This is a genomic window from Nostoc sp. (assembly GCF_036917675.1).
In the GTDB taxonomy this organism is placed as follows: domain Bacteria; phylum Cyanobacteriota; class Cyanobacteriia; order Cyanobacteriales; family Nostocaceae; genus Nostoc.
Map to the genome: position 1 here is coordinate 127664 of NZ_JBALCT010000071.1, position 18059 is coordinate 145722.

Annotated in this window: 15 protein-coding genes; 8 read left to right on the top strand and 7 right to left on the bottom strand. The window is 41.1% G+C overall.

Annotation, left to right across the window (positions count from 1 at the left end; translation table 11 throughout):
* Positions 1-104: 104 nt before the first annotated feature.
* The 5 genes from V7K31_RS27670 to V7K31_RS27690 all read right to left on the bottom strand — a co-directional run bounded on the left by V7K31_RS27670 (position 105) and on the right by V7K31_RS27690 (position 5061).
* Positions 105-539, bottom strand: a complete 435-nt coding sequence (locus V7K31_RS27670) for a ferritin-like domain-containing protein (protein ID WP_334948209.1) — start codon at positions 537-539, stop codon at positions 105-107.
* Between the two features lie 123 nt (positions 540-662).
* Positions 663-1694, bottom strand: a complete 1032-nt coding sequence (locus tag V7K31_RS27675) for a helix-hairpin-helix domain-containing protein (protein WP_335098818.1) — start codon at positions 1692-1694, stop codon at positions 663-665.
* Between the two features lie 172 nt (positions 1695-1866).
* The gene (locus tag V7K31_RS27680) at positions 1867-2892 is read right to left on the bottom strand and encodes a multicopper oxidase domain-containing protein (protein WP_335098820.1); all 1026 of its coding nucleotides are present in this window, start codon (positions 2890-2892) and stop codon (positions 1867-1869) included.
* A gap of 724 nt (positions 2893-3616) precedes the next feature.
* Positions 3617-4831, bottom strand: coding sequence for a hypothetical protein (locus V7K31_RS27685; protein WP_335098822.1), 1215 nt, complete (start codon positions 4829-4831; stop codon positions 3617-3619).
* A 38-nt stretch (positions 4832-4869) separates the two neighbouring features.
* Positions 4870-5061 (bottom strand): CbtB-domain containing protein, encoded by a 192-nt coding sequence (locus V7K31_RS27690; RefSeq protein ID WP_335098824.1) that lies wholly within the window; start codon positions 5059-5061, stop codon positions 4870-4872.
* Between the two features lie 961 nt (positions 5062-6022).
* On the opposite strand from V7K31_RS27690, the gene cofH reads away from it, so the two are divergent.
* From cofH to V7K31_RS27705, 3 genes are all read left to right on the top strand, one after another.
* Entirely contained in the window at positions 6023-7165 is a 1143-nt protein-coding gene (cofH, locus tag V7K31_RS27695; RefSeq protein WP_335098826.1) for a 7,8-didemethyl-8-hydroxy-5-deazariboflavin synthase subunit CofH, read from the top strand.
* 88 nt (positions 7166-7253) lie between these two features.
* Positions 7254-7928 (top strand): response regulator transcription factor, encoded by a 675-nt coding sequence (locus V7K31_RS27700; protein ID WP_335099171.1) that lies wholly within the window; start codon positions 7254-7256, stop codon positions 7926-7928.
* Positions 7929-8183: 255 nt separating this feature from the next.
* Positions 8184-9416: a sensor histidine kinase gene (locus tag V7K31_RS27705; protein ID WP_335098829.1), complete on the top strand. Its 1233-nt coding sequence runs from the start codon at positions 8184-8186 to the stop codon at positions 9414-9416.
* Positions 9417-9573: 157 nt separating this feature from the next.
* Here the strand turns inward: V7K31_RS27705 and V7K31_RS27710 are convergent, their stop codons facing one another.
* Entirely contained in the window at positions 9574-10047 is a 474-nt protein-coding gene (locus V7K31_RS27710; RefSeq protein WP_335098831.1) for a PepSY domain-containing protein, read from the bottom strand.
* 408 nt (positions 10048-10455) lie between these two features.
* Between V7K31_RS27710 and V7K31_RS27715 the strand changes: the two genes are divergently transcribed.
* The 4 genes from V7K31_RS27715 (at position 10456) to psb27 (ending at position 13589) form a co-directional block, all read left to right on the top strand.
* Positions 10456-11223 carry a COG4705 family protein gene (locus V7K31_RS27715; RefSeq protein ID WP_335098835.1) on the top strand — a complete coding sequence of 256 codons (768 nt, stop codon included), beginning with the start codon at positions 10456-10458 and terminating at the stop codon, positions 11221-11223.
* A 190-nt stretch (positions 11224-11413) separates the two neighbouring features.
* Complete coding sequence (locus V7K31_RS27720; protein ID WP_335099173.1) at positions 11414-12118, top strand: COG4705 family protein; 705 nt, start codon at positions 11414-11416, stop codon at positions 12116-12118.
* 146 nt (positions 12119-12264) lie between these two features.
* On the top strand, positions 12265-12945 hold the full coding sequence (locus V7K31_RS27725) for a phosphatase PAP2 family protein (protein WP_335098838.1): 681 nt from the start codon (positions 12265-12267) through the stop codon (positions 12943-12945).
* Positions 12946-13184: 239 nt separating this feature from the next.
* On the top strand, positions 13185-13589 hold the full coding sequence (gene psb27, locus V7K31_RS27730; protein ID WP_335098841.1) for a photosystem II protein Psb27: 405 nt from the start codon (positions 13185-13187) through the stop codon (positions 13587-13589).
* A gap of 129 nt (positions 13590-13718) precedes the next feature.
* Here psb27 and polA read toward each other — a convergent pair whose 3' ends face one another.
* Entirely contained in the window at positions 13719-16661 is a 2943-nt protein-coding gene (polA, locus tag V7K31_RS27735) for a DNA polymerase I (RefSeq protein ID WP_335098843.1), read from the bottom strand.
* 265 nt (positions 16662-16926) lie between these two features.
* Between polA and V7K31_RS27740 the strand changes: the two genes are divergently transcribed.
* Positions 16927-17796: a Cof-type HAD-IIB family hydrolase gene (locus tag V7K31_RS27740; RefSeq protein WP_335098845.1), complete on the top strand. Its 870-nt coding sequence runs from the start codon at positions 16927-16929 to the stop codon at positions 17794-17796.
* Positions 17797-18059 lie beyond the last annotated feature (263 nt).

The window sequence follows — 18059 nt, forward strand, 5'->3', positions numbered from 1 at the left end:
TTTGTCTTTTGTCATTAGTCACTTGTGCTTTGTCATTTGCCCTTTGAATTTGTTTTTGACTAATGACTAATGACTAATGACTAATGACTAATGACTATTAACTATTAACTAAAATCGCGTAGCATCTTTTTGAGTTCGAGATTATGCATCTCTTCTTGCCCAATCATACCGCGAGCGAATTCTTCCAGATAAATGCTGGCATTGGTGACAGTTTCGAGCAGATTTTTATACAGATCCAATGCCTTTTTTTCATGGGATAAGCTTTCTTCCAAGATATCCTTGACTTTATGCTGGTAAGTTTCTTCCATTGAGGCAATTTTCAGGGAGGGATGCCCATCTAAACCTGTGAGAATTTCTCCCACTTGTTCGGCATGAAGTAAAGACTCACTTGCCTGTGCTTTGAAAAAAGCCACAATTGGAATACGGTTAGGACCAGTCACCATCAAAGAATAATGTGTATAGCGCACTACCCCTGCTAGTTCAAATTCCATGATGGAGTTCAGCAAGTCAATGGTTTTTTTGTGGTCAAGTTCTTGCATCAGTTGTTAGTTCAGATAACGAATTGAGTGTAATTAGTTAGGAGTACGTAATTCGTAATTCCTAACTATTTCCTCATTTTAAACTCCTTATTCTATGCTTCCCATTAAATCAAAGTGTTATCGCTATACTTTGGTATTGGATTTGTCAACCACTTTTTGAGAGTTTTCCTCAATGGTTTTCACCAACTTGGTAACATCATTAGGAATTTTTACTGCTTTTGCTGGTGGGATGGCAGCAGGCCAAACTTTTATTAGTTCAGCGAAACTAGTGTTGATCGCTTTGTCTGCTTCGGGATCTGCTTGAGCGACTTGACTAGAAATTCCTTTGTATAAATCATTGGCATAAAAGACAAAACCACGGGAGTCTTGATACTCAATTGGCGCGGTTATTTTACCATCTGCGATCGCAGCGCCATATTCGGAGTTAGCTGAATCTAGCAATTCGTTAATTATCTGTAGCACAAATCCTGGTTTTGAGCGTTGATCTGCTGGCAAAGCTGCGATCGCGGAATCAACTGCTTGCATTGAAGAAGCAAAATTAGTTTTAACTTTGCTATCCTTCGGACTAGATTTCACCAAATCTTGCAAACTCACCAATGTTGTCTTAAATTCTTTGACTTTGCGCTCATTAAGTTGATCTTCTACATCAACGTAAATCTCCTCAACTGGATGTCCAATATGAGGTTCTGCCTGTTTCGGCTGATTCTGATCTAGGAGTTCTTTTGCGACTAAAAGATGCCCTTTCATTAAGCCTAATTTAGACATATAGTCAACATCTTTGGCCTCACCTGTGAGTACCACTTCCTGAACACCAACCTGGTCTTTAATTTGGTCGAACTGCTGTTGAGTAATTACTTTTTTAGTAACTAAATCTTCTGATCTGCCATAAGGACGATTTGCCTGAATTTTGTTGGATAAAGCCGGGACACCTAGCTTTGCTTCAAACTTATCCAATTCTGACAATATAGCACTGTTAATGTTAATTTTTTCTTTGCCACCGTGACCACTATGACTGTTCTCACTTACTGCCTCTGTAGCTTGAGGGCTAGTAACTGGTGCTGATGGATTTTCTGCGGTTGGTGTACTGCTACATGAACTCAAGGTAACTATTAAGGCTGCTGCTGCTGTTAAACAGATATAACGAAGTTTTATCATCTTTGCTCCTCGCACAACTAAAAAAGGTATTAATTGAAACATTTCAAACTATTACTAGAAAGTAGTTTGTTTGACACATTGTCATAGATTTTACTGTCGCATATAATGAGATTTTTTATCAACTATTTCCCTAAAACTTTCATGAATTAATTACGAATTACTAATAATATTGTCAAGAATTGTTAACAGGATTTTGAGAGTTGCTCTGGGCAAGTACTTCAAATTGACCCATGCAACCGTTTTCTGCGATCGCATCCTGATGGGGATGGAACATATACTTACCTGGATAGCGAAAAGCAAATTCTAAGATGTGCCTTTCTGCTACACCCATCGTAATTACATCTGTTTTCTCGCTAGGAGTCATACTCATGCCGTAGCGATACACATCAAAGAAGTTGGCGTGGAGATGAAACGTCACTGCTGGATCGTATTCAATGATGTTGAGAACATACAGCCGAATCAACTGATCTTTGTAAATGCGAATGGGATGATGCATGTAATAGTGGGGCTGACCGTTGAAGGCGTAATAGTCATTATGGCTATCATCATTCACGTCATATCCACCCATAACTAGTACAATCTCATCAGCCGGGGGACGGGGAGTAGGTGGATCGATGATAAACATTCCGTACAGCCCCTTAGCGATGTGACGGGTGACAGGTTGAATATGGCAGTGGTATAAGTGAACGCCATAGGGTTCAGCATCAAATTCATAAATTGTGGCACTACCATTTCTGATTGGGCGAATACCATCCATTTCTGCCGGATGAACGCCATGAAAATGCAAAGAGTGAGAATGTCCCGCATTGTTAAGAAATAGTACCCGGATGCGATCGCCCTGTTTTGCCCGTAGCGTTGGCCCTGGTATGCGACCGTTTAAATCCCAGATGTTGTAAGAGACAGCACTATTGAGTTTTATTATGGAAGTACCCGCAGTTAACTGAAATTCCCGGATAGTCCGCCCATTTTCTTGCTTCACCGTCCCATAATCAAAATCCCTTAACATCTTCATCGGGTTAGTACCGTCGTCTGGTGCTTCCATATCGAGTGGTGGCACTTTGACGATAGACTTACTTTGTAGATTTAGCATCTGCCAAAGTCCGGCTCCACCAATCACTCCAGCACCTGCTAGACCCAGATTCAGTAATTGACGGCGGCTCCACGGTTTTCCGTTACCTAGAGCGAAGTTGTTGGGCATGACATTTAGTTACGGTTAGCGCCAAAAAAGAATTGCAAAAGATTTGCAATTGCTTTTAAATATTAGAGGAATTAATAATTATTGTCAATAATTTTATACCACTTCAAAACTGCTACTAAAATTATTCGATTTAGATCGAGCTAAAATCTGTCTTGAAAATAGGGAGTAGGGTATTTCTTTTTTGTTCTTGGTTGTGGGATTTTACCGTGATTATCTGTCTTGCAAAACTCTAGGCCATTTTTCTCAGCTAATGGTACTTTTACTTAAATTAAAAGTATAAATAAATTAAAAATAAAATAGTTTTTTGTATTTATTCCTGATCTGACTAATGCTTTAACAATAATAGGATTATAAACAATGCATATCATAGTATTTAGGAACTAAATGCCAGCAATAAGCTATTGGTAACGTGTAAGGTAATTAATTAGCTTAGAGATAAAAATACATCGCATTTAAAGAAATTTTCGATACCTATAGGAATCCGGTTCGATTGCGTGAAAAGACACGTAGGGTGTGTTAGCAAGGAGAGTACGGCACCTAAGCCTTGATAATGGTGCGTTACGAACTTCGTTCTAACACACCCTACAATACCTAATTTTGTTCAGAAATCAAATATACCAAATAATAACCCCGCATTTGAGTAAAGCAAACGCTGCCCTCCCGAAGAGCTCTTAGGGGTTGGGGGTGGGGTGTTAGGGACTTTTGCAAGAGGTCTATTGACTTACTAAACACTACGCTTCCAAGTCAAGTCTGTACGCGGAGTCTGCCGCTTTCGTAGCCACAGTCCCAGTAGCAAACCAATTACCACAATTCCCGTGAAGTAAGTCAGCGAAATCAACCGGACTTGCATCGGCGGAGCGACACCTTCGACTGGAATATTCTCTGCAACTTGGAATGGTTGAAATCGCTCTTTTGCGTTTGCAAGCGGCGCAACTTCGACAACAACGCTATGGGGGGCACCGTCAAAGAACTCCTGCTCCCACGCCAATTTTCCGTTACTGTCTGGAGTCCCCTCATAAGCAAACGCCACCCAATTATTTTCGAGTTGGGTGGTTGTTACCTTCAACACCACATCTGTCACCGGTTGGCTAGTTTTGGGATCACTGACGCTAACTTGCAACTTGGCAGGTTGACCCACCGTTGCACTCTGATCACCCGATAGTTGCATATAAAGTCCTTGAGACTGCAATTTAGCGGGCTTACTAGAGGGCGGAACTTCTTCTCCCATACCTGGCATCGCCATCGACATATGTGATTCGGCAAGTTCAGCGCTGATGTTGACGAATAGGAGTGCAGAGATGGCTAGGACAATCAATCCACTCAACAATAATCGCACCTGTTGCGGGGCAATTTCTCCCGGTTGAATCGGTTGTCTACCCCCAATCACCCAACCTCCTATTAGCCCAACTGCCAGCAAAATCACAACCAGGATGCCAAAGTAGCGGAACTTTAAGGGATTTTCAGGCAGCGTCAGCGTCAGCTTTTGCTGAATCGGCTCAAATGCATTGGCAACGAGCGGAGTAACTGCTACCAGGAGTTGATACGTTCCTCGGATCGGCAGGGTTTGTTGAACCTGCAACTGACCTGTTGGTGCATTGCCCTCAATGTCCAGCAACTTTGTCCCCTCGACGATCGGAAAATCTGTTGTGAACCAGGGGTTTTTAGGACGGGTGAACAATTGCAAGTGGATTTTGGCATCCTTTAAAGATTGCCCTTGAGCATCGAAGGCTTGCAGCATCAGCTGTACTGGCGGATTGTAGTGCCCAGATCCCAAGACTGTGGTGGCTTCAGCCTCAAGGGGTCGAACCTGATTAATCGGTGGATTAGTTGTTAGCCGCACCGATGGTTGAGGGGATTGGGCAAGTCCGATCCAACCATATAGGATAATTCCGATCATGCAAATCGCACCGATCAGCTTAGACCACTTAAGTTTTGTCATTTGATTTCTTCACTCCTGCTAATCATTGACTCAATCAACTAATGGCAACTCACCATCAGTGTGTGGTGACGCAGAGTATGAGTCGTATCATGAATAGCGGGGTATGTAGTGAAATAAATTGTCCACAGAGTCAAAGAACACAGTCCAATATAGAGCGCTGATTGTACAGGCACTGATAGCACTTGACGAGCGACTCGTTGCTGGATCGAAATAGAAGATTGAACTGTCATTTTGTACCTCGCAGATAAAACGATATTAATGATTGATTCGGTAGGCATTCTGACTTCTATAGTTAGCAGTGAACAGTAAATCACTGAAAACAGATGAATAATATCATGTCCGGGTAATTCGTTGTGATTCCCATAGTCATTGCACCCCACCCCTTAATCCCCTCCCCACCGGCGGGGCGGGGAGACAAAGCATAGCTTTAGCGGGGTGGGGTTCTTCGGGTTTAATAAGCAAGCAATCAAGCGGACATGATATAAGACTCTGTATGAGCCGTTCTAGCATACTGAGTCAGTTGTTTCGTTTTCATTCATCAACATTGCCTATATTAACATTGACGTAAGGTTTAGTAAAACCTATCTAAATGACAGAGGTATTGCAATCTTATGTCGTAAGTGTGACTAGTTCGCTTGCTACTCACGGATGGTGCGAGAGTTATCCTTACCTTTTTGGCTAATTCATTAGTTTTAGTTATATTAAATTTCTCAATAATTTATCTAAAAAATGTATCTTAGAATACGGTTTTGTGGATAATAATTGGGTTTACAGCTATCGATCACAGAGCAATACCTTCTCTACGAGACGCTACGCATAGCTTACTTCGCCGTAGGAGTACGGTGAGCTTCTCTACGAGACGCTACGCGTTCGCTAACGCAGAACTTTTCGATCTACTGAAATTAATTATGCGAGGTAAAAAATAAGTACTTAGTCTCATATTTCACAATTGCAGAAAACTGCAAGTATTACTATAGGTGAAGGATACCGACATTGGTATGGCGCTTGGGTTGCTAATACAACATCGATGAACACCACCAGCAAGGGCAAATTAGTAAAGCTCTGCTCTTACTAAGGATTCTGGCTAATACAAAGATGTACATTAATAAATCAAAATAGTTGTGGCAAAACCACACTATTTTTTTTGTTAATGGGTTATATAAACTATAAAACTGAGAAATTAAGAAAGTAATGCTGACAAAAATTGCTGTTGAAAAAATTCTTGACCGTGCCTTGATGGGATACGACTTATCTCTCGAAGAAGGAGTGGTATTGTTAGAACAAACTGACCCGGAGGCGATCGCCGCAATACGTGTTACATCCGACACACTCCGCCACACTCAAGCCGGGGATACGGTTACATACGTAATTAATCGTAATATCAACTTTACTAATATTTGTGAGCAGCACTGTAGTTTTTGTGCTTTCCGTCGAGATAATGGTGATGTCGGTGCATACTGGTTAGATTCGGCGCAAATTTTGGAAAAAGCGACAGATGCGGTGCGCCGGGGTGCGACGGAAATTTGTATGCAGGGCGGATTAAATCCACAAGCGCAGATCAATGGCAAATCTTTGCGCTACTATCTCAAGGTAGTAGAAACCATCAAACAGGAATTTCCCCAGATACATCTACATGCTTTCTCTCCTCAAGAAGTGGAATTTATCGCCAGACTTGACGGACTTGAATATGCTGATGTAATTATTGCTTTGCGCGATGCTGGTGTTGGCTCAATGCCGGGAACAGCAGCTGAAGTGTTAGACGATGAAGTTAGGCGAATACTGTGTCCAGAGAAGATTGATACAGCCACTTGGTTAGAAATTGTCAGCACAGCTCACAAATTAGGCTTGCATACTACTAGCACCATGTTATCTGGGCATATTGAAACCCATGAGCAGCAAATTGGACATTTAGAAAAATTGCGATCGCTCCAAAAAACCGCCATCAATCAGGGATATCCAGCAAAGATCACAGAGTTTATTTTGTTACCCTTTGTTGGACAAGAAGCGCCCAAATCCTTACGTCGTCGTGTCGGACGTGATCAACCAATTTTAACCGATGCACTGCTGCTAGGGGCTGTGGCGCGGATTTACTTAGGTAATTGGATTCCTAACCATCAGCAGAGTTGGGTAAAACTGGGGCTTGCAGGTGCAACGGAAGCCTTAGTTTGGGGTTGCAACGATATCGGCGGCACATTAATGGAAGAACATATTACCACAATGGCAGGTGCTTTGGGCGGTACATGTATGGAAGTGGAAACCTTGCAAGCTGCGATCGCTTCTTTAGGAAGACGTTACCAACAACGCGATACTCTCTATCAAAAAGTTAGGAGTTAAGAGTAGCCCTTTCAAGGTGAGTAAAAATTTTGGTGAAAAATTCCTCTTTAATCTCTTTACTCTGTGGATAATTTAGAGGTGGAGCATGATGAGAATTTTGATAGTTGAAGATGATGATCGCATTGCGAAGCCATTAGCCGAGTTTTTAAGACGACAACACCATATTGTGGATATAACAACCGATGGGTTAGAAGCTTGGGAATGGTCGCAATCAGGATTATATGAGCTAATTTTATTAGATTTAATGCTTCCTAAATTAGATGGAATTACTCTATGTAAGCGTTTACGCAATGCTTCATCTAATCTTCTGATTTTAATGCTGACGGCACGAGATACAACAGGCGATAAAATTATCGGACTCGATGCTGGTGCTGATGATTACTTGGTTAAGCCATTTGACTTAAAAGAGTTAGCAGCACGCATCAGGGCTTTAGCTCGAAGAACTCCAGATATTCGTCCCCAGATTTTAATCCACGGTGATTTGCAACTAGACCCAGCAAGTCAAGAGGTTACTTATACAGGCAATATCATATCATTAACTCCTAAAGAATATCTGATATTAGAATATTTTTTGAGAAATCCAAATCAAGTTGTGACTCGTTCTGTAATTCTTGATAAACTGTGGGACTTTGATAAATCTTCGGGAGAAGGAAGTATTAAAACTCATATTACAAATTTGCGCAATAAACTTAGAGCCTGTGGAAGTTCAGAGGAATTGATTGAAAATATCTATGGCATTGGTTATCGTCTAGGACACAAGTAGAATAATTCGTAATTCGTAATTTGTAACTCAGTTTTGTAACGGGGATTTAGAAAGAGCCATAAAACTCAATACGCTTGGGTTAAAGTCAAAAACTAAAACCTGCGTAGGTTGGGTTGAGGGAAGAAACCCAACATTTTCGGTACTTTCTTGGGTTTCACTACGTTCAACCCAACCTACAATTAGCCTTAACCCAAGCGTATTGAATGTTAGTCAATTTTTAATTTAATAATTAACAATTTAATAGCAGAAAATAATGTGTTTCAAAGAATCAGATATCGTTTATTGTTGTCTTACTTGGTGGTGTTTGCATCGCTGCTGGGAATATTTGCGATCGCAGTCCGAGTTGCTTTCACTCGCAGTCTGACTGAACAAATCACAGATAAACTCACAGCCATAGGGAAAGGTGCGGCTGCAAATGTAGAGTTTGAAAAAGGTCGCCTGACGATTGAAAGTGACTTTCGTCCAAAAGACTTAATTGCTTATCATCAAGCATTACAGTGGTTTGATACTCAGGGAAATTTGATTAGCCAACAAGGACAAACTGTTTTAACTTTACCCTTGTTACCAAACAAAATGGTACAAGTTCAGATTGGCAAAATTCCTATTCAAGCAGTGACCGTACCAATTATCAAGAGCGATAATGGTAAGCTAGTTGGGTATATAAGGGTGAGTCAATCTTTAGAAGAATTTCATGAAACTCTCCAAAAACTAGACTGGGGATTAGGCGGCGGGATTATTATAACTTTGCTTCTTAGTAGTATTGGCGGAATTTTACTAACTCGTCAAGCAATGCAACCCATTGAAGAAAGTTTTGAAAGACTCAAACAGTTTACTGCTGATGCTTCCCACGAACTACGCAGTCCATTAATGGCAATTAAAATTAATGCTGAGTTGCCGTTACAATACCCAGAAGAAATCGGGCCAAAAGATGCAGAAAAGTTTCAGGCGATCGCCAGCGCTACTAACCATATGACTCGCCTTACAGAAGACTTACTGTTTTTGGCACGTACAGATAAAGTTCCGAATCGGGATTGGGATACTCTCAATTTAACGTCAATTTTAGAGAACTTAGTGCTACTTTATAAACCTCAAGCTGAAGCCAAGGAAATTAACTTAAAATTTCAATTAATTGCTAATCTTCAGCTAATAGGTGATTCAGTTCAATTAACGCGACTATTTACTAATTTAATTGAAAACGCACTTTACTACACACCATCAAAAGGCGTAGTTGAAATTAAAACTAGTCGTGTTGGTTCCCATCTTTATATCAACGTGCAAGATACAGGCGTGGGAATTGCACCAGAGTATATTGATAAGGTTTTTGAGCGTTTTTGGCGGGCTGATCAGTCTCGTTCTTATTGGAAAGGTGGTTCTGGTTTAGGGCTAGCGATCGCTCAGGCTATTGCTCAAAATCATGGTGGATTAATTAGTATTACAAGTCAGTTAGGAGTTGGTAGTTGTTTTACAGTATGCTTACCATCCTCTTAAATATGAGGTAATGTGATTTCAAAATTAAATAAAATACAAAACTTCATCCTGTTTCTAGCTTCCCTCTCCAATATATCGGAGAGGGATTGAGGGTGAGGTAAGCCAGGGACATAAATTGGATGTTATTTAATTCTTATTCTTTACTATCATCATTGGTTTAGCGATCGCCATCACTACTTTCTTTAACTTGAATACTACTCTTGGGATGAGTGGCTTCATCCTTCTCATCTTGTTGATTGGCATTTTCAACATAGAGAACTTTGCCATTACCAGCATCTACTGTAACTTCTTGCTGACCAATTTCTACAGCATAAATTAAGTTGCCATCTTCATTTTCGAGTTTGATACTTTTGGCTTTACCTTTCACAGATGTTTCAGCTGCTTGCTGTGCTTGTTGTGCTGTAATTTTAGCTAGCGGTTGCAGTTTTGCTGCTTCTTGCTGTTCTTGTGCATCGTCTTTGGTTTCACCGTGGCCATCACTGGCTTCAGCAACTTGGGTAACGTTATGATTCTGACGCGCAATTGCTAGGAAAGATTGTGGTTGTTTTGCAGACACAACCCTGGACAATCCAGCAAATCCCAAAGTACCAACAAAAGCTGCTGCAAAAATGATTTTTGTTGAAGTTTTCATACTTGTAAAATCCCTTCAAGTCTGAGTTTGTATTTTCATGGTAGGTAATAAAAGTCAAGAAATAGTCAAGATTAGTTTGAGTTCAATAAATTAAATATCAAATGGTGAAATTAACTTTTAAGTAGATATTTCAGCTATAGCATTTCCTAATGACATGAAGTACATCATAGCCCCCTCCCTCGCTTGCGGGGAGGGGGTTGGGGGTGGGGTTCTTGTACTTCACTCAACTGATAACCGCTATATTTTTAGTGCCTATATTCTGAGAAAATTCCGTTTTCAATCAAATCTTGACTATTTCTTGACTTTTGCTGTGTAAAGTACAATCACTCAGTAATTTCTGACAACACAGCTAACTTTAAGATGTGATGTAATCTCACTTCTACGGAAAAATCAAGAAGGAGAAAGATTATGAATAAGATGTTAAACAGGGTTCCAGAGGTTACAATTTACTTCTGGATTATTAAGGTTCTGGCAACCACGGTAGGTGAAACCGCAGCAGATTTTTTATCAGCAACCCTGCACCTTGGTTTAGGCATTACATCCTACATTATGAGCGGCGTGTTACTGATTGCGCTGTTGAATCAGTTTAAGCTTAAACACTATATTCCAGCAAGTTTCTGGTTTGTAGTCGTTTTGATAAGTATCGTTGGCACACTGATTACTGATAGATTGGTAGACGAACTTGGAGTTAGTTTGGTGACAACTACTGTAATTTTTAGTATTTCCTTGTTGGGAGTTTTTGTACTCTGGTATTCCAACGAAAAAACATTAGCAATGCACTCTATAAATACAGCTAAAAGAGAGCTTTTTTATTGGGTGGCTGTTTTGTTTACGTTTGCCTTGGGCACTGCAACAGGAGACCTCTTAGCAGAGTCTTTGGGACTGGGTTATGCACAATCTGCACTGATATTTGGCGCTTCAATTGCAATTATAGCGATCGCTTATTATTACTTCGGCATGAATGCAGTTTTGGCATTCTGGTTAGCTTACATCTTGACTCGTCCGCTTGGAGCATCTATGGGTGATTTACTATCTCAATCTCCTACAAATGGAGGTTTCGGTTTTGGTACGGTCGGAACCAGTATGCTTTTTCTCTCCATAATCGTAAGTCTGGTTATTTACTTAAGCCTTAAGCAGAAGAAGCCAGCCTTACTGCCGATTGACCGACAAGAGTAATTAGCGATTGATCGCCTTCTCAACTTGGGCATTTCTCTGTTTGTGACCTAGCAATTTGGTGGTAATTTGCGATGCCTGCGGCGAGCAAAGCGATCGCAGCAACAGTCAGCATTCTCTACGATGACTTACTATTTTTTATTGTGAAAAAGAAATGAACAAAGTTGCAAAAGTCACAATTTTCTTCTGGATCATGAAGATCATCGCCACGACGCTTGGCGAAACGGCAGGTGACTTCATCTCAATGTCTCTTGGACTGGGCTATTACGTAGCCTTTGCCATAACGTTCGCCATTCTGGCTATTCTCCTGTTTTTTCAAATCCAATCCGACAGATATCGTCCAGCCCTTTATTGGGCGGCTATCATCGCTACAACCACAGCTGGAACCGAAGTTTCAGACCTGATGGATCGATCTCTTGGGCTGGGCTACGCTGTGGGATCGCTTATTCTGGTAGCCGGTCTTCTGAGCGATCTTACCATCTGGTACTACCGCGATCGCGATCTGAGTGTTTATCCGATCATCAGGAAAGATGCAGAAACCACTTATTGGCTGGCTGTCGTCTTCTCCAACAGTTTGGGAACGGCCTTTGGTGACTTTCTGACAAGCAACTTGGGACTAAGCTATATCCAGGGAGCATTTGTGACAGCCAGCGTCATTGGTGTTGTCATTGCCCTTCACTACGTAACAAAGTTGAGCGATATCCTTTTATTCTGGCTTGCATTCATCTTCACACGTCCCTTCGGAGCCACCTTCGGAGATTTTCTGACCAAACCAGTCAAAAGTGGCGGTCTATCACTGCCAAGGGAATATGCTTCAGCGATCGCTTTTATCCTGCTAGCAGTTGTCCTATTCTTTTCGGTGCGAAAAGAGAGAAAAGCACGTCACCCAATTGAGTGATGCGTTTAAGCATATACTCGATTTTGGTACTATCGGCTGATCTTTAGTTCTTGTGTCAATACTTGGAGTTTGTTATCCTGTCCACAACTCTAAAGCAGAGAAGACTAACGGTGGCTGGCTTTTGTAAGGATGAATGACATTAAAGTATGCTCCGACAAATTTCTAATTTCTGGTTGCGTTATATACATCCTCGTTTTGCTACCTTAATTGCCACAATTGGTATTGTTGGACTTGCTAGTTGTCTGCTCATCCTTTTTGTTTTAGCAAAACTGGCTGAAGAGGTTTTGGAGCGAGAAGCTTTTGCATTTGATACTACTTTTCTGTTATGGCTACATCAGTTCGCCAATCCAAATTTAGATAATTTCATGCTGTTGATTACAAATTTGGGTAATCCTAGTACAGTGGTTATAGTTGCAGGCGTTACCGTCTTGTTACTTTGGTGGCGACGTTACCGAGAAGAAGCAAAAGTTTTTGTAATTGCTTGCTTGGGGGCTTTAATTTTAAATACAGGGCTAAAGTTGTTTTTTTCTAAACCTCGCCCTGAACTGTGGCATCAGTTAATTTCTGAAAAATCTTTTAGTTTTCCTAGTGGTCATGCACTAGGTTCGATGCTGCTTTATGGTTTTATTGCTTACGAGTTGGCAACTCATTATCCTCATTTTGCCAAAGTTATTTATAGTTTGACAGTTATTTTAATTGCTTCTATTGGTATCAGCCGCTTATATTTAGGAGTCCACTGGCCTACAGACATAATTGCAGGTTATGGAACCGGTTTTTTGTGGCTGATGATATGTATTACGATGCTTAAATTGCAAAAATTGAGGTAGGGAAAGTTAGATGACTCTAACTCACAAACTCTTGACAAAGCCTCTCCAAGAGTTGGCGTTGCAATGATAATTGTCCTATCAAATTTTTTAATCACCTGATTTTTTACCCAAGATGCTTGTAAATGAGCGCCTTTTAGTGAATGAAACAGCCCTGTCCCCTCACCTACTCCTAACTAAATTGATCCCCAAGATACCAATTCAAGTTACGATGGACATTAATTTACGTATTCTTTTACTTAATGCATATGAAGCGCTATTGGTCGCGTTTGCTTGCGCTGGTTTTGGTTGTAGCTATCGGCTTAATGGGCTGTTCTGGCAGTCCAGATAGTTTGACTGGGGATTATCGCCAAGACACCTTAGCTGTGGTCAATGTTATGAGACAAGCTCTGGATGTATCACAAGATTCACCAGACAAAGCAGCAGTTCAAGCAGAAGCGCGTCAAAAAATTACTGACTTTTCAGCTCGCTATCAGCGAGTTAACTCTGTTTCTGGTCTTGGCTCCTTTACAACCATGCGAACAGCCCTCAACTCCCTAGCTGGACACTACAGTTCTTACCCAAATCGTCCTGTACCCGAAAAACTCAAAAATCGTTTAGATAAGGAGTTACAGCAGGTAGAGATGGCGCTGAACCGTGGCGCTTAACTCCAGCATCAAGATTCAAGAGTCAAAAATATTAACTCTTGATTAGGGATTTCCAACAAATAAATTACTACTACTTGTGGGGTGGGCATCTTGCCCGCCTTGGGCTATGAGACACGCACCCCACAAGAATTACTTCGTCTCCATCCAATTTTCACCAACACGCGCATCCACCAGCAACGGTACACTCAACTGGACTGCATTTTCCATCACCGACTTAATCTGCGGTTGTAATTCTTCCCACTCTTGAGGAGGAATTTCAAACACTAATTCATCGTGAACTTGTAACAACAAACGCGCCTGATAGTTCTTCAAAACCTCATGCAGTCTCACCATTGCAATTTTGATAATATCAGCATTGGAACCTTGAATTGGTGCATTAGCAGCAGAGCGTAGTAAACCTGCATCATAAGCACCCAAATTCTTCAATTTACTTAGATCAATATCTTTTGGGTTACTACCTTTTAATTTGCGTAAACTGTTATGAGTAAAGTCAAAGTAACGACGGCGACCGAGAATAGTTTCTACATAACCAAGAGCGATCGCTTCTTTTTTGACTCGCTCCAAATATGCAAATATTTGAGGATATCTTTCATTAAACCGCTTAATGAACTCGTTGGCAATGTTTTTATCTATTCCAGTTGAGCGCGAAAACCTTAGAGAACCCATTCCATAAATCACGCCAAAATTGATAGTTTTTGCCATCCCTCGTTCTTCTGATGTGACATTTTCTTTTTCAAACACTAATCGCGCGGTAACAGTGTGAACATCTTCATTTTGCTGATATGCTTGCAGTAATATCGGCTCTTGACTCAAATGAGCCAAAATCCGCAATTCAATTTGTGAGTAATCAGCAGCCACCATTAACCAGCCAGCTTCTGGCAAAAACGCCTTCCGAATTTGGCGACTAAAAGCTGTACGAATGGGAATATTTTGTAAATTTGGATTAGAAGAAGATAACCTACCAGTTGATGTCGCTGCTTGATTAAAATCAGTATGCACCCGTTGGGTATCTGGACGCACCAATGCAGGTAATGCATCAACATAAGTAGACTTTAATTTCGATAGGGTGCGATACTCAATGATCGCCTCAACAAATCCAGTGTTATCATCTTCTTGGAGTCTTTCTAGTGTTGCTGCGTCTGTAGAATAGCCCGTTTGAATTTTACGAGAATGTTTGGTGCTTAACCCCAACTTTTCAAACAAGATTTGGCTCATTTGCTTAGGAGAACCCAAGTTAAAATTTTCCCCAGCTATTTCAGTTGCTTCCTCTTTTAACCTGGTTAACTCAGTTTCTAAATGCTGCGAAAGTTCTTGTAAATAAGCGGAATTAATGCGGACGCCTGTGTATTCCATTTGGGCTAAAACTGCTTCTAGCGGTTGTTCCACTTCCACTAATAGTTTAGATAAAGCTGGAAATTTCTCCAGTTCCTCACGCAATTTCGCCACTAAGCCAAAGGTAGTATAAGCATCCATACCGCAGTAATCTGCTACGGCGGAAATATCTATATCAGCGATGGTTTTACCTTTAGGAACTAAATCTAAGTAACTTTTAGCTATCAATCCCAAATATCGCTGCCCCAAATCCATCAAATTATGAATTGAATCTGGATTTAGAATGTAACTTGCCAGCATAGTATCAAACACTACTCCTGCCAAATTAATTCCTTGACACCTTAGAACTAAGCGGTCAAATTTGGCATTCTGTAAAGCTTTGGGATAATCGGTACTTTCGAGAATTGGGCGTAATGCTTCTAGCACCAAATCTTTATACAAATTTTCCCCAGTTTTGTGCCCCACAGGAATATAGGCTACCTCATCTGGTTGCGTTCCCCAACAGCAACCAATTCCTACTAACTCAGCATCTCTTGGTTCTAAATCAGTGGTTTCAGTATCCCAAGCAACGGGAGTCTCTGAGTTAGTGAATTTTCGCAAAAGTTTGACTAACTCAGTTAGTTTTGCTTCGGTATTGATGATGCGTGGTGTAATTGGGGAAGTAGATTGTTGTGGAACTGCTGCTGTATCACTAGCACTAAAAAACCACAAATCATTATCTTCATCAGCGCTAAATTCTGAGTTAGTATTGGGATTAATTGCGTCTGTTTTAGCTTCTTGATTTTCTTCAATCTTGCCACCAAAACGTTGCTGGAGGTCGTTGATTTTTCCTAAAAAAGACTTAAATTCTAATTTTTCTAAAATTGGTGATAAAACGTTTGTATCAAACCCTTTTAATTTGCAATCTTCTAAATCAAATTCTATTGGAACATCTAAAACTATGGTTGCCAAATAGCGAGACTTATCCGCATCTTCTTTACCACTTGCGAGTTTTTTCTGAGTTGCGCCTTTAATTTCATCTAAGGCAGCATAAATATGATCAAGAGAACCATAGGTATTTAGCAGCTGCACTGCTGTCTTTTCTCCAATTCCCTTGACTCCAGGAATATTATCTGATTTATCACCACAAAGAGCTTTGAAATCGACAATTTGTGAAGGTAAAACGCCCATTTTTTCTTTGACTTGTTCTGCTTCAAATTCCGTGATGCTATTTGTAGAGCGTTTTAGGGCATCTGGACTAAAATTTAGAACCGTGATTTGTTTGTCAGAGTCGATCAGTTGAAATAAATCGCGATCGCCCGTAAGAATCTTTACCCTATACCCAGAAGCAGTTACTCGCTGTGCTAACGTTCCCAAAACATCATCTGCCTCGAAACCAGGGGCAGTGAAAAATGGTAAATTGAAGCCATTGAGCAACTCATGCAGGTTTGCTAAATCGGGAATGAAGTCTTCTGGCGTTTCTGGGCGATCGGCTTTATAAGTCTCGTCAGCTTCGTGGCGAAAAGTTGCTTCACCCAAATCAAAAGCGATCGCCATTGCTTGGGGCTGTTGTGTTGCCATTACCTCTAGCAGGCACTTCACAAAACCAAAACATATACTGGTAGGAATCCCCGTTTTGGTACGCAGTCCTCCATCTCGCCCTTTGGCGAACGCAAAGTATGAACGATAAGCGAGGGAGTGTCCATCAACGAGGATGAACGTGGGGCGTGTTGCGGTTGCAGAAGTGAAAGTTTCAGACATAGCCCTATTTTAGCAATTTCAGATGCTTGTTCAGCTTGGCTTTGGCGACAATAGCGCCGTTTTTGCATACCAATTTCTCCTGCACATAATTTTAGACAAAGTGATGTCTACGTATTTACAGCTTTAGTACGGAAGCCCAGGAGAACCAACTTTTCGCAGGTATGTATAAGTACGTAAGTGACTAGAGAACTGAATTTTTTCTACTACTCCCCACTGCTTGCTAGAGCCTGTTAACCTCTTATTGAAACTTAAAATCTAGGAAATTATGCAGAAAGCATCTGCTACACATTTGGCATCTACTGATCATCAAGCTGCTGCAAAAGACATTAAACTATTAGTTTTGGATATAGATGGCACGATCGCCGGAGAGTCTAACACCGTCAGTACAGGTGTAAAGCAAGCTATTATTGCAGCCCAAGCACGAGGAATTCAAGTGGCGATCGCTACAGGTCGAATGTATCGTTCCGCCTTACGCTTTCACCAAGAAATCGGCTCTATTTTACCATTAATGGCTTATCAAGGAGCCTGGATTCAAGACCCGATCACCCAAAAAATTCATCGTCATTGGGCTGTTTCCAGGGAAATCGCCCACCAGCTAATCGACTATTTTGAACAACCGGAGTTGCGATCGCTTTTATCTGTTCACTTTTACATCAATGATCAGCTATACGTCCGTGAGTTAACTAGAGAAACCCAAATTTATGCAGAACGTTCTGGTGTTATCCCGATTCCCGTGGGTGATTTGCGCCAAACCTTAACGAATGAACCGACAAAAATTCTCGCTTTGTGTGATGACACTGATGTGATCGACAATCTATTGGGGAATTTGCGCCGTCAATACACACCTGCTGAACTTTATTTGACAAAATCTGTTGCTACCTTTTTTGAAGCAACTAACGCCTCTGTGAATAAGGGAACTGGTGTACGTTATCTAGCCGAAGAATTACTAGGATTACAGATAGCCAACGTTATGGCGATTGGCGATAACTTCAATGATGTAGAAATGCTGGAATATGTTGGACTTGGTGTAGCTATGGGCAACGCACCACCGGAAGTACAAGCGATCGCGCAGTGGGTAGCTCCTAGTGTAGAGCAAGACGGAGCAGCAGTAGCAATAGAAAAGTTTTTGCTGTAGTGAAGGTACTTTTTCAAACCTAACCCATATAAATCAGAAAGGACACCGACGACTGGCCGTGTTTCGTCTCGGTGCCCTAGCTGGTTCGCTCCTCACACACTTGCTAATGTAGCCGAGGTGGTGCATTGAGTCAATAGTTGTGATAAAAGTTTTTATTTTCTGATTAAGTAGAGAATTTCATAGCGAATTAAAATTGGCAAAATTCAGCGTCCCTCTGCGCTTCCCTCAGCGCATTGGTGTCAACTTAACGTGAAAACCTGCCT